Below are 16212 nucleotides of genomic sequence, written 5' to 3' on the forward strand. Positions count from 1 at the left end.
CTAAGACAGTGTTACTATCTTATTGATTTTTAGTAATGGAACATCGCAGAGATAGATTCTTCATTACTTACACGACGAATTGCTTCAGCTAGCATACCGCTTAAAGTAAGCTGTTTTACTTTGCCTGTTGCCATGATTTCATCTGTTAATGGAATAGAATCGGTTACGATGAACTCGTCAATAACTGAGTTTTTGATGTTCTCTAATGCAGAACCAGAGAATACTGCATGAGTTGCATAAGCGTAAACAGATAATGCACCACGTTCTTTAAGTGCTGCTGCCGCTTGACATAATGTACCGCCAGTATCGATCATGTCATCAACGATGATACAGTTACGGCCTTCAACGTCACCGATTAAGTGCATTACTTGTGCAACGTTTGCTTTAGGACGACGTTTATCAATGATTGCTAAGTCTGCATCATCTAATAATTTAGCGTGTGCTCGAGCACGAACAACACCACCGATATCTGGTGATACGATCATTGGGTTTTCTAATTTTTTCTCTAACATATCTTCTAGTAGTACAGAGCTACCGAATACGTTATCAACAGGTACATCAAAGAAACCTTGAATCTGTTCTGCATGTAAGTCAACTGTCATTACGCGGTCAACACCAACGTTAGATAGAAAGTCAGCCACTACTTTTGCAGTAATTGGAACACGGCTTGAACGCACACGACGGTCTTGGCGTGCATAACCAAAGTATGGGATTACCGCAGTAATTCGTCCTGCTGAAGCACGACGTAGTGCATCAATCATGACAATCAGTTCCATTAAGTTGTCGTTAGTTGGAGCACAAGTCGATTGCACGATGAAAATATCATCACCACGAACATTTTCATTAATTTGAACATGTATCTCACCATCACTAAAACGGCCTACATCAGCACTTCCTAATTTGATGAAAAGACGATCAGCAATTTTTTGGGCTAATTCGGGGGTAGCGTTACCTGCAAATAATTTCATGTTTGGCACTATGAGGACCTCTGTAATCCTGTTGATTTGGCTAATGGCAATGTACCATTAACAAGTGTGATTAATTAAATCGTAATTAATCTAGTTTGGTAGTTAATAATTCACGTAATGGTGAAATGTTTACGCCTTTGGTGGTGAAGCAATTCAACCAATTTGGCGACTTTTTTGCTAATAATTCAGCATCATCAGCATGCTCAAATGTACTAAAAACACATGCTCCTGTTCCGGTCATTTGAGTCGGAGCGTATTCTAGCAACCAGTCTATAGTCTTAGCAACCTCGGGATACTCTTTTTTAACACAAGGTTGGCAATCATTTGTCCACTTATTGCTCATAAGCTGTTCATGTGAAAGCTTTTTGTATCTCTTTTTAATGATGGATTTTTAAATACGGCTGGTGTTGAAATATGACAGCTAGGCATAGCAACAAGATAGTAGGGTTGTGGTGGGTTAACCGATGTTAACTTTTCACCAACGCCTTCGGCAATGGCCGCTTTACCATGTATGAAAATCGGTACGTCTGCTCCTAAGCTGACACCTAGCTCTGCTAATGTTTGTTTACTTAAATTAAGTTGCCAATGATAGTTTAAGGCAACTAATGTGGTTGCTGCATCTGATGATCCACCACCCAAGCCTCCGCCCATGGGCAGGTTCTTCTCTAATTCGATATGTGCGCCAAGTGGGCAATTGCTGTGCTTTTGCAGTAAACGAGCAGCTTTGTAAATTAGGTTACTTTTAAGAGGTACGCCTGCAATCTCTGGCGAGATAGTAATTTCTCCACTACGATTGGCTTTGATGGTGAGAAAATCACAACGGTCAATAAATTGAAATAGGGTTTGTAAATTATGGTAACCATCAGAGCGTTGCCCTGTGATGTATAAAAATAGGTTAAGTTTCGCTGGCGCGGGCCAGCGAATTTTTTCGATACGCATGGATAAACTCTATTGTTGTTGGGTGTTCCACTGGCTAACCGCTATTTTAAGTTTGATATCATCGCGGTTAAGGTCAATTTTTCGTGGTAAGTAGTAGCCTGAAAAGTCTTGGTAGTCTTGATATCTAATTTCCCATTGCTTACCACTACTATCTGTTCCTAATAAATCACTCACTTGTTGTTGTTCATTAAGTTGATAAGGTGCCTGCTCTGGGTTGCCCTTAACCCATTGTTGTAATGCTTGAACAGGTAAATCTAACCCAGGCGCTAACTGCTTAATTAAGGTATTAGCATCTTGTCCGGTATAAACCTGATCATCATTATCAATGATTTCTACCCCTTGCTCATTTTTAGTGACCTGTAAAATACGGGTTCCAATGAAAGTAGTTAATTGTATCGCGTAATTATCACCTTGTTGACGCCAATATATGTTGGCAGTCTGGCGTTCGGACTCAAGGAAAATAGCTAATTTACCCGTTAATATCCAATCATCTAACTGTTGTAGTTGTTTTTGGTGTTGTTGCCATGTGAGATTGCTTGGTACAGAGGGCTCTTCGGAAGTATTGAATTGAGAACAACCAGCTAAGGTGATCATAAGGAATAGTGTTGCTAATTTTTTCATTATTTAAACCCATCTAAAGAAGTGACTCTAATATAGCAAAGTATTTAATCGATGGCTTTGTTCCTTTATAAAAATCTATTAGTAACTTAGTGATAGTAAAAGGGGGATAAGGTATAGATATTTCTTGATTGACATTTTGGCACCAAAAGATGGATTAATTAAGTTCTTATACTATTTTTAATAGATATTTGATTAATTGAATTAATTTTTACAACAAACCATTTAAATAAGGCCGCTGATCTGCAAACGTAATGGCATGCTTAAAAGGGAGGGAAAGTTAGATAATTAATTATTTTGTATCATTGATATTAGAATCATCGATATTCTTTTTAGCCTTGTCTTGTTTTTTATCAAAATATGGCTATAAAGTCACTTATCGAAGAAAAAATATCTCTTTAGTTATAGTTGTTGTGTAAATTACATATTTAATGAGTAAAAATGATTTCACAAGGAGGGGAAGCGATTTTTGTTAATTTGTTAAGTATTGAATGAACACATTAAGTATTTTTTATAGAAAATAAACTTGTCTTGGTTTAATAAAACTAAGGTATAAGTTGTAAAAGGCTGATTAAGGATAATGTCATGCACTTATTGGATAAATTTTTAGGGTTACAGCAGTCTTTAACACAGTTAGGGGTGCAGCATAGTGACTCTGAAAAAGACGATTCAGCGCTTAAAATACAGACTATTTTAAAGTCTTGTTGTCAATTGTTAAATGTCTCACGTGTTAGTGTATGGCTTTTTAATGATCAAAAAAGCAGTATCGTTTGCCAATATCTCTATATTAAAGAAGAGAACCGATTCGACGCCGGTATAGAGATACTAGAGTCTTCGTGTCCTGAGTATTTTAAGTCACTAAATACGAGCCGCGTTATTAACGCCGATAATGCAAGAACTGATAGCAGAACCAAAGAGTTTTTAGAAGGCTATTTGACTCCGCTTAATATTATGTCCATGTTAGATGCGCCAATTTTTAGAGATGGCGAGTTATCAGGGGTGTTATGTATTGAGCAAACACTACAACATCAATATTGGGATATGGCGGAAATTTCCTATGCAGTTTCAGTTGCAGATTGTATTTCATTGGTTTATGCGCAGTCCAAATGGCTGTTTGAAAAGCAAAAAATACGTTATATGGAAAGAGTAGATCCATTAACCAGTTTAGAAAACCGTTTATTTTTTCAAAAAGAATATTTCAAGATATTAGCCACGCTTCCCCAATGATAACTGTGCCGTTGTGTTAATCGGTTTAGATGAATTTACTAATATTAATGCACGCTTTAGTTACGATTTTGCCAATAAATTATTATGTGAAATTGCGCGCCGTTTAGAAAGTATCTCAGTCAATTTACCTTATCAATTATCTCGAGTTGGTGGTGACCTTTTTGCGCTATGGTTAGCTGACTTTAGAAAGCATAGCCAGCTAGAATATGTGATTGCAAGTATTAAAGCGCAGTTTAATGACGGGTTTAAAACCTTTACTAATGAAGTGATTAACTTAACCGCTAGCCTTGGGGTGTTTCATTGTTGTATTAAAGAATTAGCAGATAAAGATCCGTTACGTAAAGCTGAAATCGCCATGCTGAAGGCTAAAGCTAATGGCAATGGCAGAGTTTCTTACTTTAACCCGATATGGTTAATAGAACACCAGGAAGAAGCTTCATTAGAGCATGAATTTGTAGATGCATTAAACAATGGTGAGATTGTTGCTTTTTACCAGCCTATTATTCAACAAAACTATCAAAGCTCGGGCTTCTCTTTAGAGGCGCTAGTTCGTTGGTTACACCCTACTAAGGGGGTAATAACACCAAATATCATTTTACCTATTGCTAAGCGTTTAGGGTTAATGGGGCTGTTAGGCATGGTTATCTTTGAACAAACTTGTGTTGATATTAAGAGGTTTAAAGCATTAGGACTAAAACTGAAGCGAATCTCTGTCAATATTTCCTCAGAACAACTGTTTTCACCACAATTAATTAATCAGATTGAAAGCTGTTTAAAGGAGCAAAAGGTACCTACTGCATTAGTTGAGTTTGAAATAGTAGAAGAATTGATGGCAGGGGACTTTCAAGTGTTATCAACACAAATAGATAAGTTAACTGATCTAGGGATTCAACTCTCCATTGATGATTTTGGCACAGGGTATTCTTCACTCTCCCGTTTAAAGAATCTCAATGTATCTAAGCTAAAAATTGATAAGTCTTTTGTTGATGGGTTACCACATGGTGACGAGGATATTTGTATTGTTAAGTCTATTATTGGTTTGGCTAAAGGAATGGGCTTAGATATAGTGGCAGAAGGGGTAGAAACACAGGAGCAAGCGAGTTGGTTATTTGAGAATGGTTGTGATTATTTACAGGGGTATTTAATTTCTAAACCGATTCATGCGGATGATCTTCTTACGTTAATGTCACAACAGAATGATTTTTTAAAATTGAAACTAGTGTTTAACAGGTACGGTTTAGTTTGTTCATTAATGAGTTGTTTAATAATAAATGAATTTATACCAATCATAGTAAGTAACTGATCTATTTTTTTGTTAAAACAACTTATTTTTTCGTTGTAAGTTTCGTATAGGGAACAACCATTTACATCAACTTACGCCTCAAACTAAGCCATTTTTCCGGCGCAAAATTTAGATCAGTTATTTAATACAATTGGTATTAAACAACCGCTTTTATGCTCAAATTCTATTTAGGCGGCTTTTTTGTTGCTAATATCATTATGACAATAGCATCTGCTGTTAGTTTTTATCTGAAATTATTAGGCTTTATTAACAATTATTTCTTGTTATCAAAAAGGTTTTATTACACTAACATCGCCTCAACGCTTACCTTTTGAAATCATTTTTTAGCATGTTAAGCCTCCAAATATGTAAGGAGACTTAACTGTAAATTGTTGAAAGGCTATTAAACAATTAATAACTCTTTAGCGTTGGCTAATGTATGTTCGGTAATACTGTCACCACCTAATAATCTTGCTAATTCATGAATACGCTGTGTTTCGTCTAATAGCTGCATACTAGTGTTAGTGCTCTTACCATCACTTTGTTTATTCACTATCATTTGTTGATGACCATTACCTGCTACTTGTGGTAGATGCGTTACACAGAAAATTTGTGTGGTTTCACCAAGCTGACGTAATAGGTTACCAACAACGGCCGCTGTTGCCCCACTGATACCCACATCGACTTCATCAAAGATTAAAGTAGGTGTCGATACTCGTTGGCTGATGATCACTTGAATCGCTAAACTAATACGAGATAATTCACCGCCCGAAGCGACTTTACCTAAGTTTTGCAAACCTTGCCCTGCATTCGCAGCCACTTGAAACTCAATACCGTCAATACCTAATGGGCTAAGGCTATCACTTTCATGTTGTGTCATGGCGACTTCGAATTGACCATCTTCCATATTCAACTTTTGAATGCTTTTAGTGATTTTTTTGCTTAACTCTTTAGCGTAACGTTGGCGGCTTTGACTGAGTTTTTGAGCGTGTTTTACGTAATCTTGTTTAGCTGTATGTAGCTCTGCAGTGAGCTGTTCAATCTGTGCTTCACTGTTGTTTAGTTGTTGGTACTCTTTACTCAATTTCTGATGAAATTCATAAAGCATTTCAGGTTGAACTTGGTGTTTTCTAGAAAGCGTCATCGCCTGACTTAAACGGGATTCAAGTTGTTCAAACTGCTCAGGGTCTAACTCTAGTTTTTCACTGTACTGGCGTAATTCATAACCTGCCTCTTCAACCTGGATCACCGCTTCTTGTAATGCGCTAACAATGGGCTCTAGCTGACTATCATGTTGAACCTGTGGTTCTAATAAAGAGATAGTTTTCTGTATTAACGTAAGGGCATCGACTTCATCTGAATCAGCCAACAGATTTAAACTCACTTGAGTGCTTTCTAATAATGCGCCGCTGTTTGCTAGTTTTTTATGTTCACTCTCAATTTCACTAAACTCACCTTCACCTAGTGCAAATTCATCTAACTCAATAATTTGATATTCAAGTAACTGTTTACGCGCTTGTTTCTCTTGTTGGCTTAATTGTTGTTGCTGTAATTGCTTCTTAAGAAAGTGACAACCTTGGTAGGTGTCTTTTACTTTTTGTAGTAATTGTTGGTGGTTAGCATATTCGTCAATAATTGATAGCTGTACATCGGTGCGTAATAAGCTTTGGTGTGCATGTTGACCGTGTATGTTAACTAATAACTGCCCCAAGCTTTTGAGTTGTGATAATGGGACTGGAATGGCATTGATATATGCACGAGATCGGCCTTCGCGTGTGATCACTCGGCGTAATAAGCATTCGTTCGGATTATCATTTAAGGTGTTTTCAAGGTCGTTGCTTTTTAACCAAATCAAGGCATTAGGCGTATCGATTAGATTAAAGCGTGCACTAACTTCTGCTTTATCCGTGCCTTGCCTAATCATGCTTGCATCGGCACGTGCACCCAGACATAACCCTAATGCATCGATAGCAATGGATTTACCTGCACCTGTTTCACCGGTAATAGTGGTCATACCCTGGTGGAAATCAAGCTCTAAGAACTTTACGATGGCAAAGTGCTGAACAGTTAATTGACTTAGCATAAAATGGTTATCCTATGATGATATTAACAACGATAAAACTACTGTTTAAAAATACAGTTTAGTACTGTTTTTTTAAACAGTAAAGTGCTGTTTATCTATTTTATGCTAAATATTTTATTTTATGCTGATTAGTCAGCCATTGGATGAATGCTTAGAATAGTTTGTTACCCCAACCAAATTTGGTGTGTAATACATGGAAGTAGTTATAGTTTTGTGGGTGCAATAAGGTTAACTGATGTTTGGTCTTTTTAATGATCACTTCATCGCCAGGTAATACAGATAGGTTAACGTGGCTATCACAACTGATTTGCATTTCTGTGCTATTACTTTGTGCTACTTTTAAACGCACTGTGCTATTGGCATCAATCACAATAGGGCGGCTATTTAAGGTATGGGGAAACATAGGTAATAAACTGATTGCATCCAGTTTAGGGGTCATGATTGGGCCGCCGCCAGACAGCGAATAAGCTGTAGAGCCTGTTGGTGTTGAAAGAATTAAACCATCGGCACGTTGATTGATCATAAAGTTATCATTTACATAGATTTCAAACTCAATCATATGCGCGATTTTATCTGGATGTAATACTGCCTCATTAACGGCCGTACTGCTGCTTCTTAAATGACCATGGCTATATACTTGTGCTTCTAATAAAAAACGATGTTCTGTTTGGTAAGTACCCTCTAATACTTCACTTAATGGTTTTTCAAAATCATCGGGATCTAAATCAGTTAAAAAACCTAAGTTACCTCTATTCACTCCGATCACTGGCAAGTCAAAGCGAGCTAATACTCTGGCCGCACCTAACATGTAACCATCACCACCAACGACTATTGCTAAATCACATTTTTGACCTATGCCGACTAAATCTTCATAACGAATTTGTGGGAGTTCTAGGTCATCAGCAAGACGAATATCGATAATAATTGCATGACCACGAGCTTGCAAAAAAGTATAAGCTAGCGAGGGTTTGTAATGCTTCACTGTGCTGAGGTTTGCCAATTAATCCAATGGTTTGAAATTGACTTTGTTGCTTAGTGTCTTGCGTCATAAAATAGATACTCGATAAAATGTGGTGATTTTCAGTATACCTCTTAAAAATGTTTTTATTAACAGCCTTGAAACTATTATTACTATCCCCATAATAGAGCATATATTATTGACCAAAATAAAATTAAGTAGGATTGAGCTATGAGCGAAGAACAAAAAAACACGGTTGAAGAAGCAATTGACACGGTTTTAGGTGATGAGGCCGTTGAGCAAGAAGCGGTTGAAGGTACACTTGAAACAGCCGATGACCAATCAGCTTTAATTGAAGAGCTAACTAAAAAGCTAGCTGCCGCTGAAGAAGAGATCAAAGAGCAGAAAGATTTAGTAATTCGTGCGCAAGCTTTCTCACAAAACGAAATCCGTAAAGCGGGTATCGATGCAGAAAACCGTCGCAAATCAGTATTAAAAACTTTTGCTAATGCTTTAACGCCTGTTGTTGACCACCTTGAGTTAGCAATTCAACATGCTGATAAAGAGAATGAAACGCTAAAACCTATGGTTGATGGTGTGGAAATGACTTTAACTGAGTTATTAAAAGCTATCTCAAGCATTGGCATTCAACAAATTGACCCTATGGGCGAGCCATTAAACCCAGAAAAACACCAAGCAATGAGCATGCAAGTGGTTGAAGGCGTTCCTGCTAACCAAGTTGTTGCAGTAATGCAAAAAGGTTACGAGTTAAGTGGCGGTCAAATCATCCGTCCAGCAATGGTTGTTGTGTCAAAAGACGCATAGTCATCGCGATAATATGATAAATCAATCTGCTGATTGATTATTAAAAGGCACTTCGGTGCCTTTTTTGTATTTACGAGAAAATAAGGGACTGGCTTAAGAGGACTTTCAACAAGTTATTAATTGATGACGCATAAAGGACAAGAGATTTCGCTGAACTGGCTCACCTTTTGAAATTAATTTTAAAAAATGATTTTTTTACTTGTTGCCCTTGAAACCTAAAAATAGCCCCTTATATATGAAGTATGAAACGGACACTGCAATACTGCAGAGAGTCAACTAAACAAATAAAACATTAATAAATGTGGAGAAAGTAAAATGGGTAAAATTATTGGTATTGATTTAGGTACTACAAATTCATGTGTTTCTGTACTGGATGGTGATGTAGCTAAAATCATTGAAAACGCAGAAGGTGAACGTACTACTCCTTCAATCATTGCTTACACAGACGGCGAAACATTAGTAGGTCAACCTGCTAAGCGTCAATCTGTAACGAACCCAACAAATACTTTATTTGCAATCAAACGTCTTATCGGTCGTCGTTTTGAAGATGAAGAAGTACAACGTGATATCAAAATCATGCCTTACAAAATTATCAAAGCTGATAATGGTGATGCATGGGTTGAAGCACACGGTGACAAAATGGCACCACCGCAAATCTCTGCTGAAATTCTTAAGAAAATGAAGAAAACAGCTGAAGATTACCTAGGTGAAAAAGTATCTGGTGCAGTAATCACAGTACCTGCTTACTTTAACGATGCACAACGTCAAGCAACTAAAGATGCTGGTCGTATCGCTGGTCTTGATGTTAAACGTATCATCAATGAGCCAACTGCTGCTGCATTTGCTTACGGTGTTAACAATACTAAAGGTGACAGCACTGTTGCTGTATACGATTTAGGTGGTGGTACTTTCGATATCTCAATCATTGAAATCGATGAAGTAGATGGCGAGAAAACATTTGAAGTATTAGCAACAAACGGTGACACACACTTAGGTGGTGAAGATTTCGATAACCGTTTAATTAACTACATTGTTAAAGAATTTGAAAAAGAGCAAAGCTTCGATCTAACTAAAGATCCTCTAGCGATGCAACGTGTTAAAGAAGCGGCTGAAAAAGCAAAAATCGAGCTTTCTTCTGCACAACAAACAGATATCAACCTGCCATACATCACAGCTGATGCATCAGGTCCTAAGCACTTAAACATTAAAGTAACACGTTCTAAACTAGAGTCTCTAGTTGAAGATATGGTTAAAGCAACACTTGAACCATTACGTATTGCACTTAAAGATGCTGACCTTTCTGTTGGTGACATCGATGATGTTATCTTAGTAGGTGGTCAAACACGTATGCCATTAGTACAAGCTGCAGTAGCAGAGTTCTTTGGTAAAGCTGCACGTAAAGATGTTAACCCTGATGAAGCGGTTGCAATGGGTGCTGCGATTCAAGGTGCTGTACTTTCAGGTGACAAAACTGACGTTCTATTATTAGACGTTACACCGTTATCTTTAGGTATCGAAACAATGGGTGGCGTATTAACGAAAGTTATCGAGAAAAATACAACTATCCCGACTAAACAGTCACAAACATTCTCAACAGCTGAAGATAACCAAAGTGCGGTAACAATCCACATTCTTCAAGGTGAGCGTAAACGTGCTGCAGACAACAAATCTCTAGGTCAATTTAACTTAGAAGGTATCCGTGCTGCGACTCGTGGTACTCCACAAATCGAAGTAACTTTCGATATGGATGCGGACGGTATCTTACATGTATCTGCTAAAGATAAAGATACAAACCAAGAGCAAAAAATTACTATCAAATCAAGCTCAGGTCTATCTGACGAAGAGATTGAAAAAATGGTAAATGATGCTGAAGCAAATGCTGATGCTGATAAACAGTTTGAAGAAGTAGTAACGGCGCGTAACCAAGCAGATGCAATGGTTCACGGTACTAAGAAACAAATTGAAGAAGCAGGTGATGCATTACCAGCTGATGAGAAAGAGAAAATTGAAGCAGCAATTGCTGAAGTTGAAACAGCAAGCAAAGGTGAAGATAAAGCTGAAATCGAAGCTAAAACTCAAGCCCTAGCTGAAGCTTCTCAAAAACTGATGGAAATTGCTCAACAAAAAGCACAAGCAGGCGAAGCCGGTGAAGCACAGCCAGAAGCTGAAGCTAAACAAGACGATGACATCGTTGATGCTGAGTTTGAAGAAGTAAAAGACGAGAAAAAATAATTGGGTAACCCCTAATTAGCAGTATCGTATCAGCTCGCGGGTTATGGATTTATCTATAATCCGCGCGTTTGTTTTGAACAATACCAATTTCAACAAGCAGCTATTTGTTGAACGAAGTATAAAAAAAGGTTTGAGAACTGACCATGTCTAAACGTGATTGTTATGAAGTACTTGGTGTAGGCCAAGATGCGACAGAGAAAGAGATTAAAAAGGCTTATAAACGCCTGGCGATGAAGTACCATCCAGACCGTACTAAAGGTGATACTGCGCTAGAAGAAAAATTCAAGGAAGTAAAAGAAGCTTACGAAATTCTTAGCGATCCTCAAAAAAGAGCAGCATTTGATCAATACGGTCACGATGGTGTTAATCAGCAAGGTCAAGGTGGCGGCGGCTTCGGTGGTGGTTTCGGCGGCGGTGGTTTTGACGATATATTCGGAGATATCTTTGGCGGTGGTCGTCGTGGTGGCGGTCAACGTGCACAGCAAGGTTCTGATTTACGCTACAACATGGAACTAACCTTAGAAGAGGCTGTTAAAGGTATCTCTAAAGAGATCCAAATTCCTACGTTAGTACATTGTGAACAGTGTAATGGCTCAGGCGCTAAAAAAGGCACAGACAGTAAAACTTGTGGCACTTGTCATGGTCAAGGCCAAGTACAAATGCGTCAAGGTTTCTTTGCTGTTAACCAAACCTGTCCAACTTGTCATGGTAAAGGCAAAATTATTACTGACCCATGTAACAAGTGTCATGGTGAAGGTCGTTACGAGCGTAGCAAAACATTATCAGTTAAAATCCCACCAGGTGTTGATACTGGCGACCGTATCCGTTTAAGTGGTGAAGGTGAAGCGGGAGAGCATGGTGCACCAGCAGGGGATTTATACGTACAAATGAATGTACGTCCACACGATGTATTTGAGCGTGATGGTAATGACCTGTACTGTGAAGTACCAATTAGCTTTACCGAAGCAGCATTAGGTGGCGAAATTGAAGTCCCTACCTTAGATGGACGCGTTAAATTAAAAATACCCGCAGAGACACAAACGGGCCGTATGTTCCGTATGCGTAACAAGGGTGTTCAATCGGTACGTAGCCACTCTACCGGTGATTTGATGTGTAAAGTAACAGTGGAAACACCTGTGAAACTTTCTATCAAGCAAAAAGAGTTATTAAAAGAATTTGAAAACTCATTATGCTCAAGCAGCAGCAAAAAGCATAAACCTAAGTCAGAAGGTTTTTTAAACAGCTTAAAAACGTTTTTTGACGATATAAGTAAGTAATAGAAATAATAGTCATTATTACTTAAAATCTGATATTCTTTAAAAAGGTCACTTTCAAGTGGCCTTTTTTTTGTATTTTATTATAAATAGTTTGCTATGATGTCGCGTTACTTAAATTGTATTATTAAATATAAAGCGTTAAAGTAGCTTTTTTGTGTGTTTTATAAGCATGACAAGGAGAAAAAATCGCATAGCGTAGCAATAGTTAACTCTGGCTCTATAAGCGACCTAAAAAATTAGGTAGAGTAGCTCGTTGCAAAATTGATGCTCAAATTAAGATTAGTAAGTTATTCAGTATATTATGTTTGTTAGCAGAATAGATGAAGAACAGAAAATAACAGTATCAAACATAATAGATTAACCTGTTTAATTTATGAGTTAGTTTTTACTCATACGGAGAAGTTTAGTGATAAATATCCTGCTGGTCGATGACCATGAATTAGTTCGTACAGGGATAAGCCGTATCATTGATGATGTTCGAGGCATGAAAGTAATAGGCGAAGCGGAAAGCGGTGAAGAAGCCGTGAAGTGGTGCAGAAGTAATGAACCAGACGTAATTTTAATGGATATTAATATGCCTGGTATTGGTGGGTTGGATGCAATGAATAAGATTTTGCGTATCAATGAAGATATCAAAATCATTATGTTAACCATGCATACTGAAAATCCATTTCCAACAAAAGTAATGCAAGCGGGCGCTGCGGGTTACCTCAGTAAAGCTGCTTGTCCAGATGAAGTGTTAAATGCGATCCGTGCTGTTAACTCAGGACAACGTTACCTAACACCAGAAATTGCGCAACAGATGGCGCTATCGCAACTTGCACCAAGTGATGAAGATCCATTCCGTGTGCTATCGGAGCGTGAACTGCAGATCATGATCATGATCACTAAGGGGCAACGTGTTGTGGATATTTCTGAGCAATTAAGTTTAAGCTCTAAAACGGTGAACAGTTACCGTTACCGCTTGTTTGATAAATTAGGTGTGCAAGGGGATGTTGAATTAACGCACCTTGCAATTCGTTATGGCATGTTAGATGCCGATACGCTTTAAAATACCTATTTTGAAATGATATATTAGGCACCTACTTAGGTGCCTTTTTATTATATGCAGTGATCTCATTTATGACTAAATTCAATTCAGATGCTTTTTTAAAAACCGTAACCACTGAACCTGGTGTGTATCGGATGTTTGACGATAAAGATCAAATTATCTATATCGGTAAAGCTAAAAATCTTAAAAAACGTTTGAGCAGTTATTTTAGCCTGACCCAAAAACATCCTAAAACCTTAGCTTTAGTAAGCCATATTGTACGTATTGAAGTCACCATTACGCATACTGAAACAGAAGCGTTGATCCTTGAACATAATTTTATTAAGCAGCATAAACCTAAGTACAACGTTTTATTGCGTGATGATAAATCTTATCCTTACCTGTTTTTAAGTGACCACAAACATCCTCAATTAACCTTAGTACGCTCCCAAAACAAAAAGCGTAAAGGCACCTATTTTGGCCCTTACCCAAGTGGTGGTGCTGTTCGTGAAAGCTTGCATTTAATGCAGAAATTATTTCCCATTCGCCAATGTGAAGATAGCTACTATAAAAACCGTTCGCGTCCCTGTTTACAGTATCAATTAAAACGCTGCCTAGGCCCTTGTGTTAATGCGATGCCTGAGCAGGAATACACGCACCAAGTCGAGCTTGCGACCGCATTCTTGCAAGGTAAGAGTCAAGGGGTGATTGAGCAATTAGTGACAGAGATGGAAGGTGCTAGTGTCAATCTCGAATTTGAAAAAGCAGCGGTAAGACGTGACCAAATTCAATCCTTAAAAAAAGTACAAGAGCAACAATGGGTTAGCGGTGAAGTTGAGCAGCTAGATGTATTAGGCTTTGCTTATCAACATGGTGTTGCCAGTATTCATATGTTGTTTATTCGACAAGGGCGTGTGTTAGGGAGTCGTAACTACTTCCCTAAAGTGCCTAAAAACTCTTCGCAAGAAGAAGTGTTAAGTAGTTTCTTAAGTCAGTTTTATCTGTCAGGTCAAAACGGCCGTGCAATACCAAGAGAAATCTTATTAACCGATGACTTTGCTGATCGTGAAATATTTGAAGATCTATTCTCAGAACACAGTGGTTACAAAACCAAACTAAAGATTGTAATGCGAGGTGAACGCTTACGTTTTATTAAGTTAGCAAAAACCAATGCAACAATAGCCTTAAGCACGCATTTAAGCCAACAGAAGTCGATTTTACAACGTTATAACCTATTGGAAGAGAAGCTTGAGTTAACGGCGCCTATTCAACGTATGGAATGTTATGACATCTCGCATATGATGGGAGAAAAAACCGTCGCCTCATGTGTTGTCTTTAACCGCGAAGGGGCGAAAAAATCAGATTATCGTCGTTTTAATATTACTGGTATCACTCCAGGTGATGATTATGCCGCCATGGGACAAGTATTAGCACGACGCTTTAAGGATGTACAAAGCGCGGAAACCACACCTGATATCATCTTTATTGATGGTGGGTTAGGGCAGTTAAGCCAAGCTGAGACCATTATTAGTTCTCTAGAGCATAACTTTCCTGAAAAATACCCTTTATTAATTGGTATTGCTAAAGGGTGGCACGTAAAGCCGGTGAAGAGACATTAATCTTAGCCGATAGCCATGAAATATTAGAAGTAGAGAGTGATTCACCTGCATTGCATCTTATTCAGCAGATTCGAGATGAATCTCACCGTTTTGCCATTATGGGGCATAGACAGCAGCGCGATAAAGTAAGAAGAACGAGTACCTTGGAAGGGATCACTGGTGTGGGTGCTAAACGACGTCAAATGCTACTTAATCATTTTGGTGGTTTGCAAGGAGTGAAGTCTGCGAGTATTGATGAATTAAGTAAATTAAACGGAATAAGTAAGAGTTTAGCTGAGACTATTCATGAAGCGTTACACCATTAATTTGAGTTTAAAAGTTAAACCATTAACCACAAACAAAGGAAATATAAACTATATTGCTCATAACAAGTAGTTAGTTCATTTTAATAGCTATTTTATCGGTTAAGCATTTGCAAATACTAAGCATAAAGTGCCAAAATAAGCGGGCATAGCCTAAAGGATATTTCAATGCTTAACATACCTAATATATTAACCTCATTTCGAATTTTATTAATCCCAGTATTTGTCATTATTTACTACCTTCCAAGTGTATGGGCGTCTGCTGCAGCTGCGTTTGTATTTTGCTTAGCAGGTGTAACAGATTGGCTTGATGGCTATTTAGCACGTCGCTTAAATCAACAAACGCCTTTTGGTGCGTTTTTAGATCCTGTTGCCGATAAAATAATGGTGGCCGTCGCATTAGTGATGATAGTGGAGCATTATGCGGTAATTTGGATCACTATCCCGGCAATGGTGATGATTTGCCGAGAAATTATTATCTCAGCATTACGTGAATGGATGGCGGAATTAGGTGAGCGAGGCATTGTTGCTGTGTCATGGATCGGCAAAGTAAAAACCGCTTCACAAATGTTAGCGTTATTTTTATTAATATGGCAATACTCAGTGACAATGGAGTGGGCTGGTTTTGTATTCCTGTACATTGCAACTGCATTAACGCTTTGGTCTATGATTGTTTATTTAAAAGCGGCGTGGCCATTATTAAAAAAAGGCAACGAAGTAAAAAGTGATTAATTTCACTAATATCGTTGAATATCTCGCCGCTTAGTCTAAAAAATCGGCGAACAGTTTAAAAGAAGTAAAAAAGTCGATAAATAGTGTTGACTCATTGTGAAGAATCATTAGAATGCGCAC

10 protein-coding genes and 4 pseudogenes are annotated in these 16212 nt (G+C 38.0%); 9 read left to right on the forward strand and 5 right to left on the reverse strand.

Features of this window, described 5'->3' with window-relative positions:
* Positions 1–29: 29 nt before the first annotated feature.
* The 3 genes and pseudogenes from ACLKL2_RS17620 to lolB form a co-directional block, all read right to left on the reverse strand.
* Positions 30–977, reverse strand: a complete 948-nt coding sequence (locus ACLKL2_RS17620; protein WP_113820205.1) for a ribose-phosphate pyrophosphokinase — start codon at positions 975–977, stop codon at positions 30–32.
* A gap of 76 nt (positions 978–1053) precedes the next feature.
* A pseudogene (ispE, locus tag ACLKL2_RS17625) lies at positions 1054–1907 on the reverse strand (4-(cytidine 5'-diphospho)-2-C-methyl-D-erythritol kinase).
* Between the two features lie 9 nt (positions 1908–1916).
* Positions 1917–2528: a lipoprotein insertase outer membrane protein LolB gene (gene lolB / locus ACLKL2_RS17630; protein WP_113820203.1), complete on the reverse strand. Its 612-nt coding sequence runs from the start codon at positions 2526–2528 to the stop codon at positions 1917–1919.
* Positions 2529–3110: 582 nt separating this feature from the next.
* On the opposite strand from lolB, the gene ACLKL2_RS17635 reads away from it, so the two are divergent.
* From ACLKL2_RS17635 to ACLKL2_RS17645, 3 genes and pseudogenes are all read left to right on the forward strand, one after another.
* Positions 3111–3752: a GAF domain-containing protein gene (locus ACLKL2_RS17635; protein WP_413692639.1), complete on the forward strand. Its 642-nt coding sequence runs from the start codon at positions 3111–3113 to the stop codon at positions 3750–3752.
* Between the two features lie 10 nt (positions 3753–3762).
* Positions 3763–4125, forward strand: a pseudogene (locus ACLKL2_RS17640) (diguanylate cyclase domain-containing protein); the annotation flags it as partial.
* Positions 4108–5055 carry a putative bifunctional diguanylate cyclase/phosphodiesterase gene (locus tag ACLKL2_RS17645; protein ID WP_413694359.1) on the forward strand — a complete coding sequence of 316 codons (948 nt, stop codon included), beginning with the start codon at positions 4108–4110 and terminating at the stop codon, positions 5053–5055. The pseudogene ACLKL2_RS17640 and the gene ACLKL2_RS17645, both read left to right, overlap by 18 nt.
* 382 nt (positions 5056–5437) lie before the next feature.
* On the opposite strand, the gene recN is transcribed toward ACLKL2_RS17645, so the two are convergent.
* Both recN and nadK read right to left on the reverse strand, forming a co-directional pair.
* Positions 5438–7117 (reverse strand): DNA repair protein RecN, encoded by a 1680-nt coding sequence (recN, locus tag ACLKL2_RS17650; RefSeq protein ID WP_413692640.1) that lies wholly within the window; start codon positions 7115–7117, stop codon positions 5438–5440.
* Between the two features lie 151 nt (positions 7118–7268).
* Positions 7269–8166 (reverse strand): annotated as a pseudogene (gene nadK, locus ACLKL2_RS17655) (NAD(+) kinase).
* A gap of 140 nt (positions 8167–8306) precedes the next feature.
* Between nadK and grpE the strand changes: the two are divergent.
* The 6 genes and pseudogenes from grpE to pgsA all read left to right on the forward strand — a co-directional run bounded on the left by grpE (position 8307) and on the right by pgsA (position 16092).
* Entirely contained in the window at positions 8307–8900 is a 594-nt protein-coding gene (gene grpE, locus ACLKL2_RS17660; protein ID WP_113817927.1) for a nucleotide exchange factor GrpE, read from the forward strand.
* Between the two features lie 315 nt (positions 8901–9215).
* Complete coding sequence (gene dnaK / locus ACLKL2_RS17665; RefSeq protein ID WP_113817926.1) at positions 9216–11132, forward strand: molecular chaperone DnaK; 1917 nt, start codon at positions 9216–9218, stop codon at positions 11130–11132.
* 143 nt (positions 11133–11275) lie between these two features.
* Positions 11276–12409, forward strand: a complete 1134-nt coding sequence (gene dnaJ / locus ACLKL2_RS17670; RefSeq protein WP_113817925.1) for a molecular chaperone DnaJ — start codon at positions 11276–11278, stop codon at positions 12407–12409.
* Positions 12410–12815: 406 nt separating this feature from the next.
* A complete protein-coding gene (uvrY, locus tag ACLKL2_RS17675) occupies positions 12816–13460 on the forward strand; it encodes a UvrY/SirA/GacA family response regulator transcription factor (RefSeq protein ID WP_113819225.1) in 645 nt (214 codons plus the stop codon).
* Positions 13461–13531: 71 nt separating this feature from the next.
* Positions 13532–15363, forward strand: a pseudogene (gene uvrC, locus ACLKL2_RS17680) (excinuclease ABC subunit UvrC).
* A gap of 165 nt (positions 15364–15528) precedes the next feature.
* Positions 15529–16092 carry a CDP-diacylglycerol--glycerol-3-phosphate 3-phosphatidyltransferase gene (gene pgsA, locus ACLKL2_RS17685; RefSeq protein ID WP_113819227.1) on the forward strand — a complete coding sequence of 188 codons (564 nt, stop codon included), beginning with the start codon at positions 15529–15531 and terminating at the stop codon, positions 16090–16092.
* Positions 16093–16212: the final 120 nt, after the last annotated feature.

The organism is Psychromonas sp. KJ10-2 (assembly GCF_047323255.1).
GTDB lineage: Bacteria > Pseudomonadota > Gammaproteobacteria > Enterobacterales > Psychromonadaceae > Psychromonas.

Coding starts and splice junctions, on each gene's coding strand:
- lolB (WP_113820203.1), bottom strand. CDS start 2,528: ATGAAAAAATTAGCAACACTATTCCTTATGATCACCTTAGCTGGTTGT.
- ACLKL2_RS17635 (WP_413692639.1), top strand. CDS start 3,111: ATGCACTTATTGGATAAATTTTTAGGGTTACAGCAGTCTTTAACACAG.
- ACLKL2_RS17645 (WP_413694359.1), top strand. CDS start 4,108: ATGCTGAAGGCTAAAGCTAATGGCAATGGCAGAGTTTCTTACTTTAAC.
- recN (WP_413692640.1), bottom strand. CDS start 7,117: ATGCTAAGTCAATTAACTGTTCAGCACTTTGCCATCGTAAAGTTCTTA.
- grpE (WP_113817927.1), top strand. CDS start 8,307: ATGAGCGAAGAACAAAAAAACACGGTTGAAGAAGCAATTGACACGGTT.
- dnaK (WP_113817926.1), top strand. CDS start 9,216: ATGGGTAAAATTATTGGTATTGATTTAGGTACTACAAATTCATGTGTT.
- dnaJ (WP_113817925.1), top strand. CDS start 11,276: ATGTCTAAACGTGATTGTTATGAAGTACTTGGTGTAGGCCAAGATGCG.
- pgsA (WP_113819227.1), top strand. CDS start 15,529: ATGCTTAACATACCTAATATATTAACCTCATTTCGAATTTTATTAATC.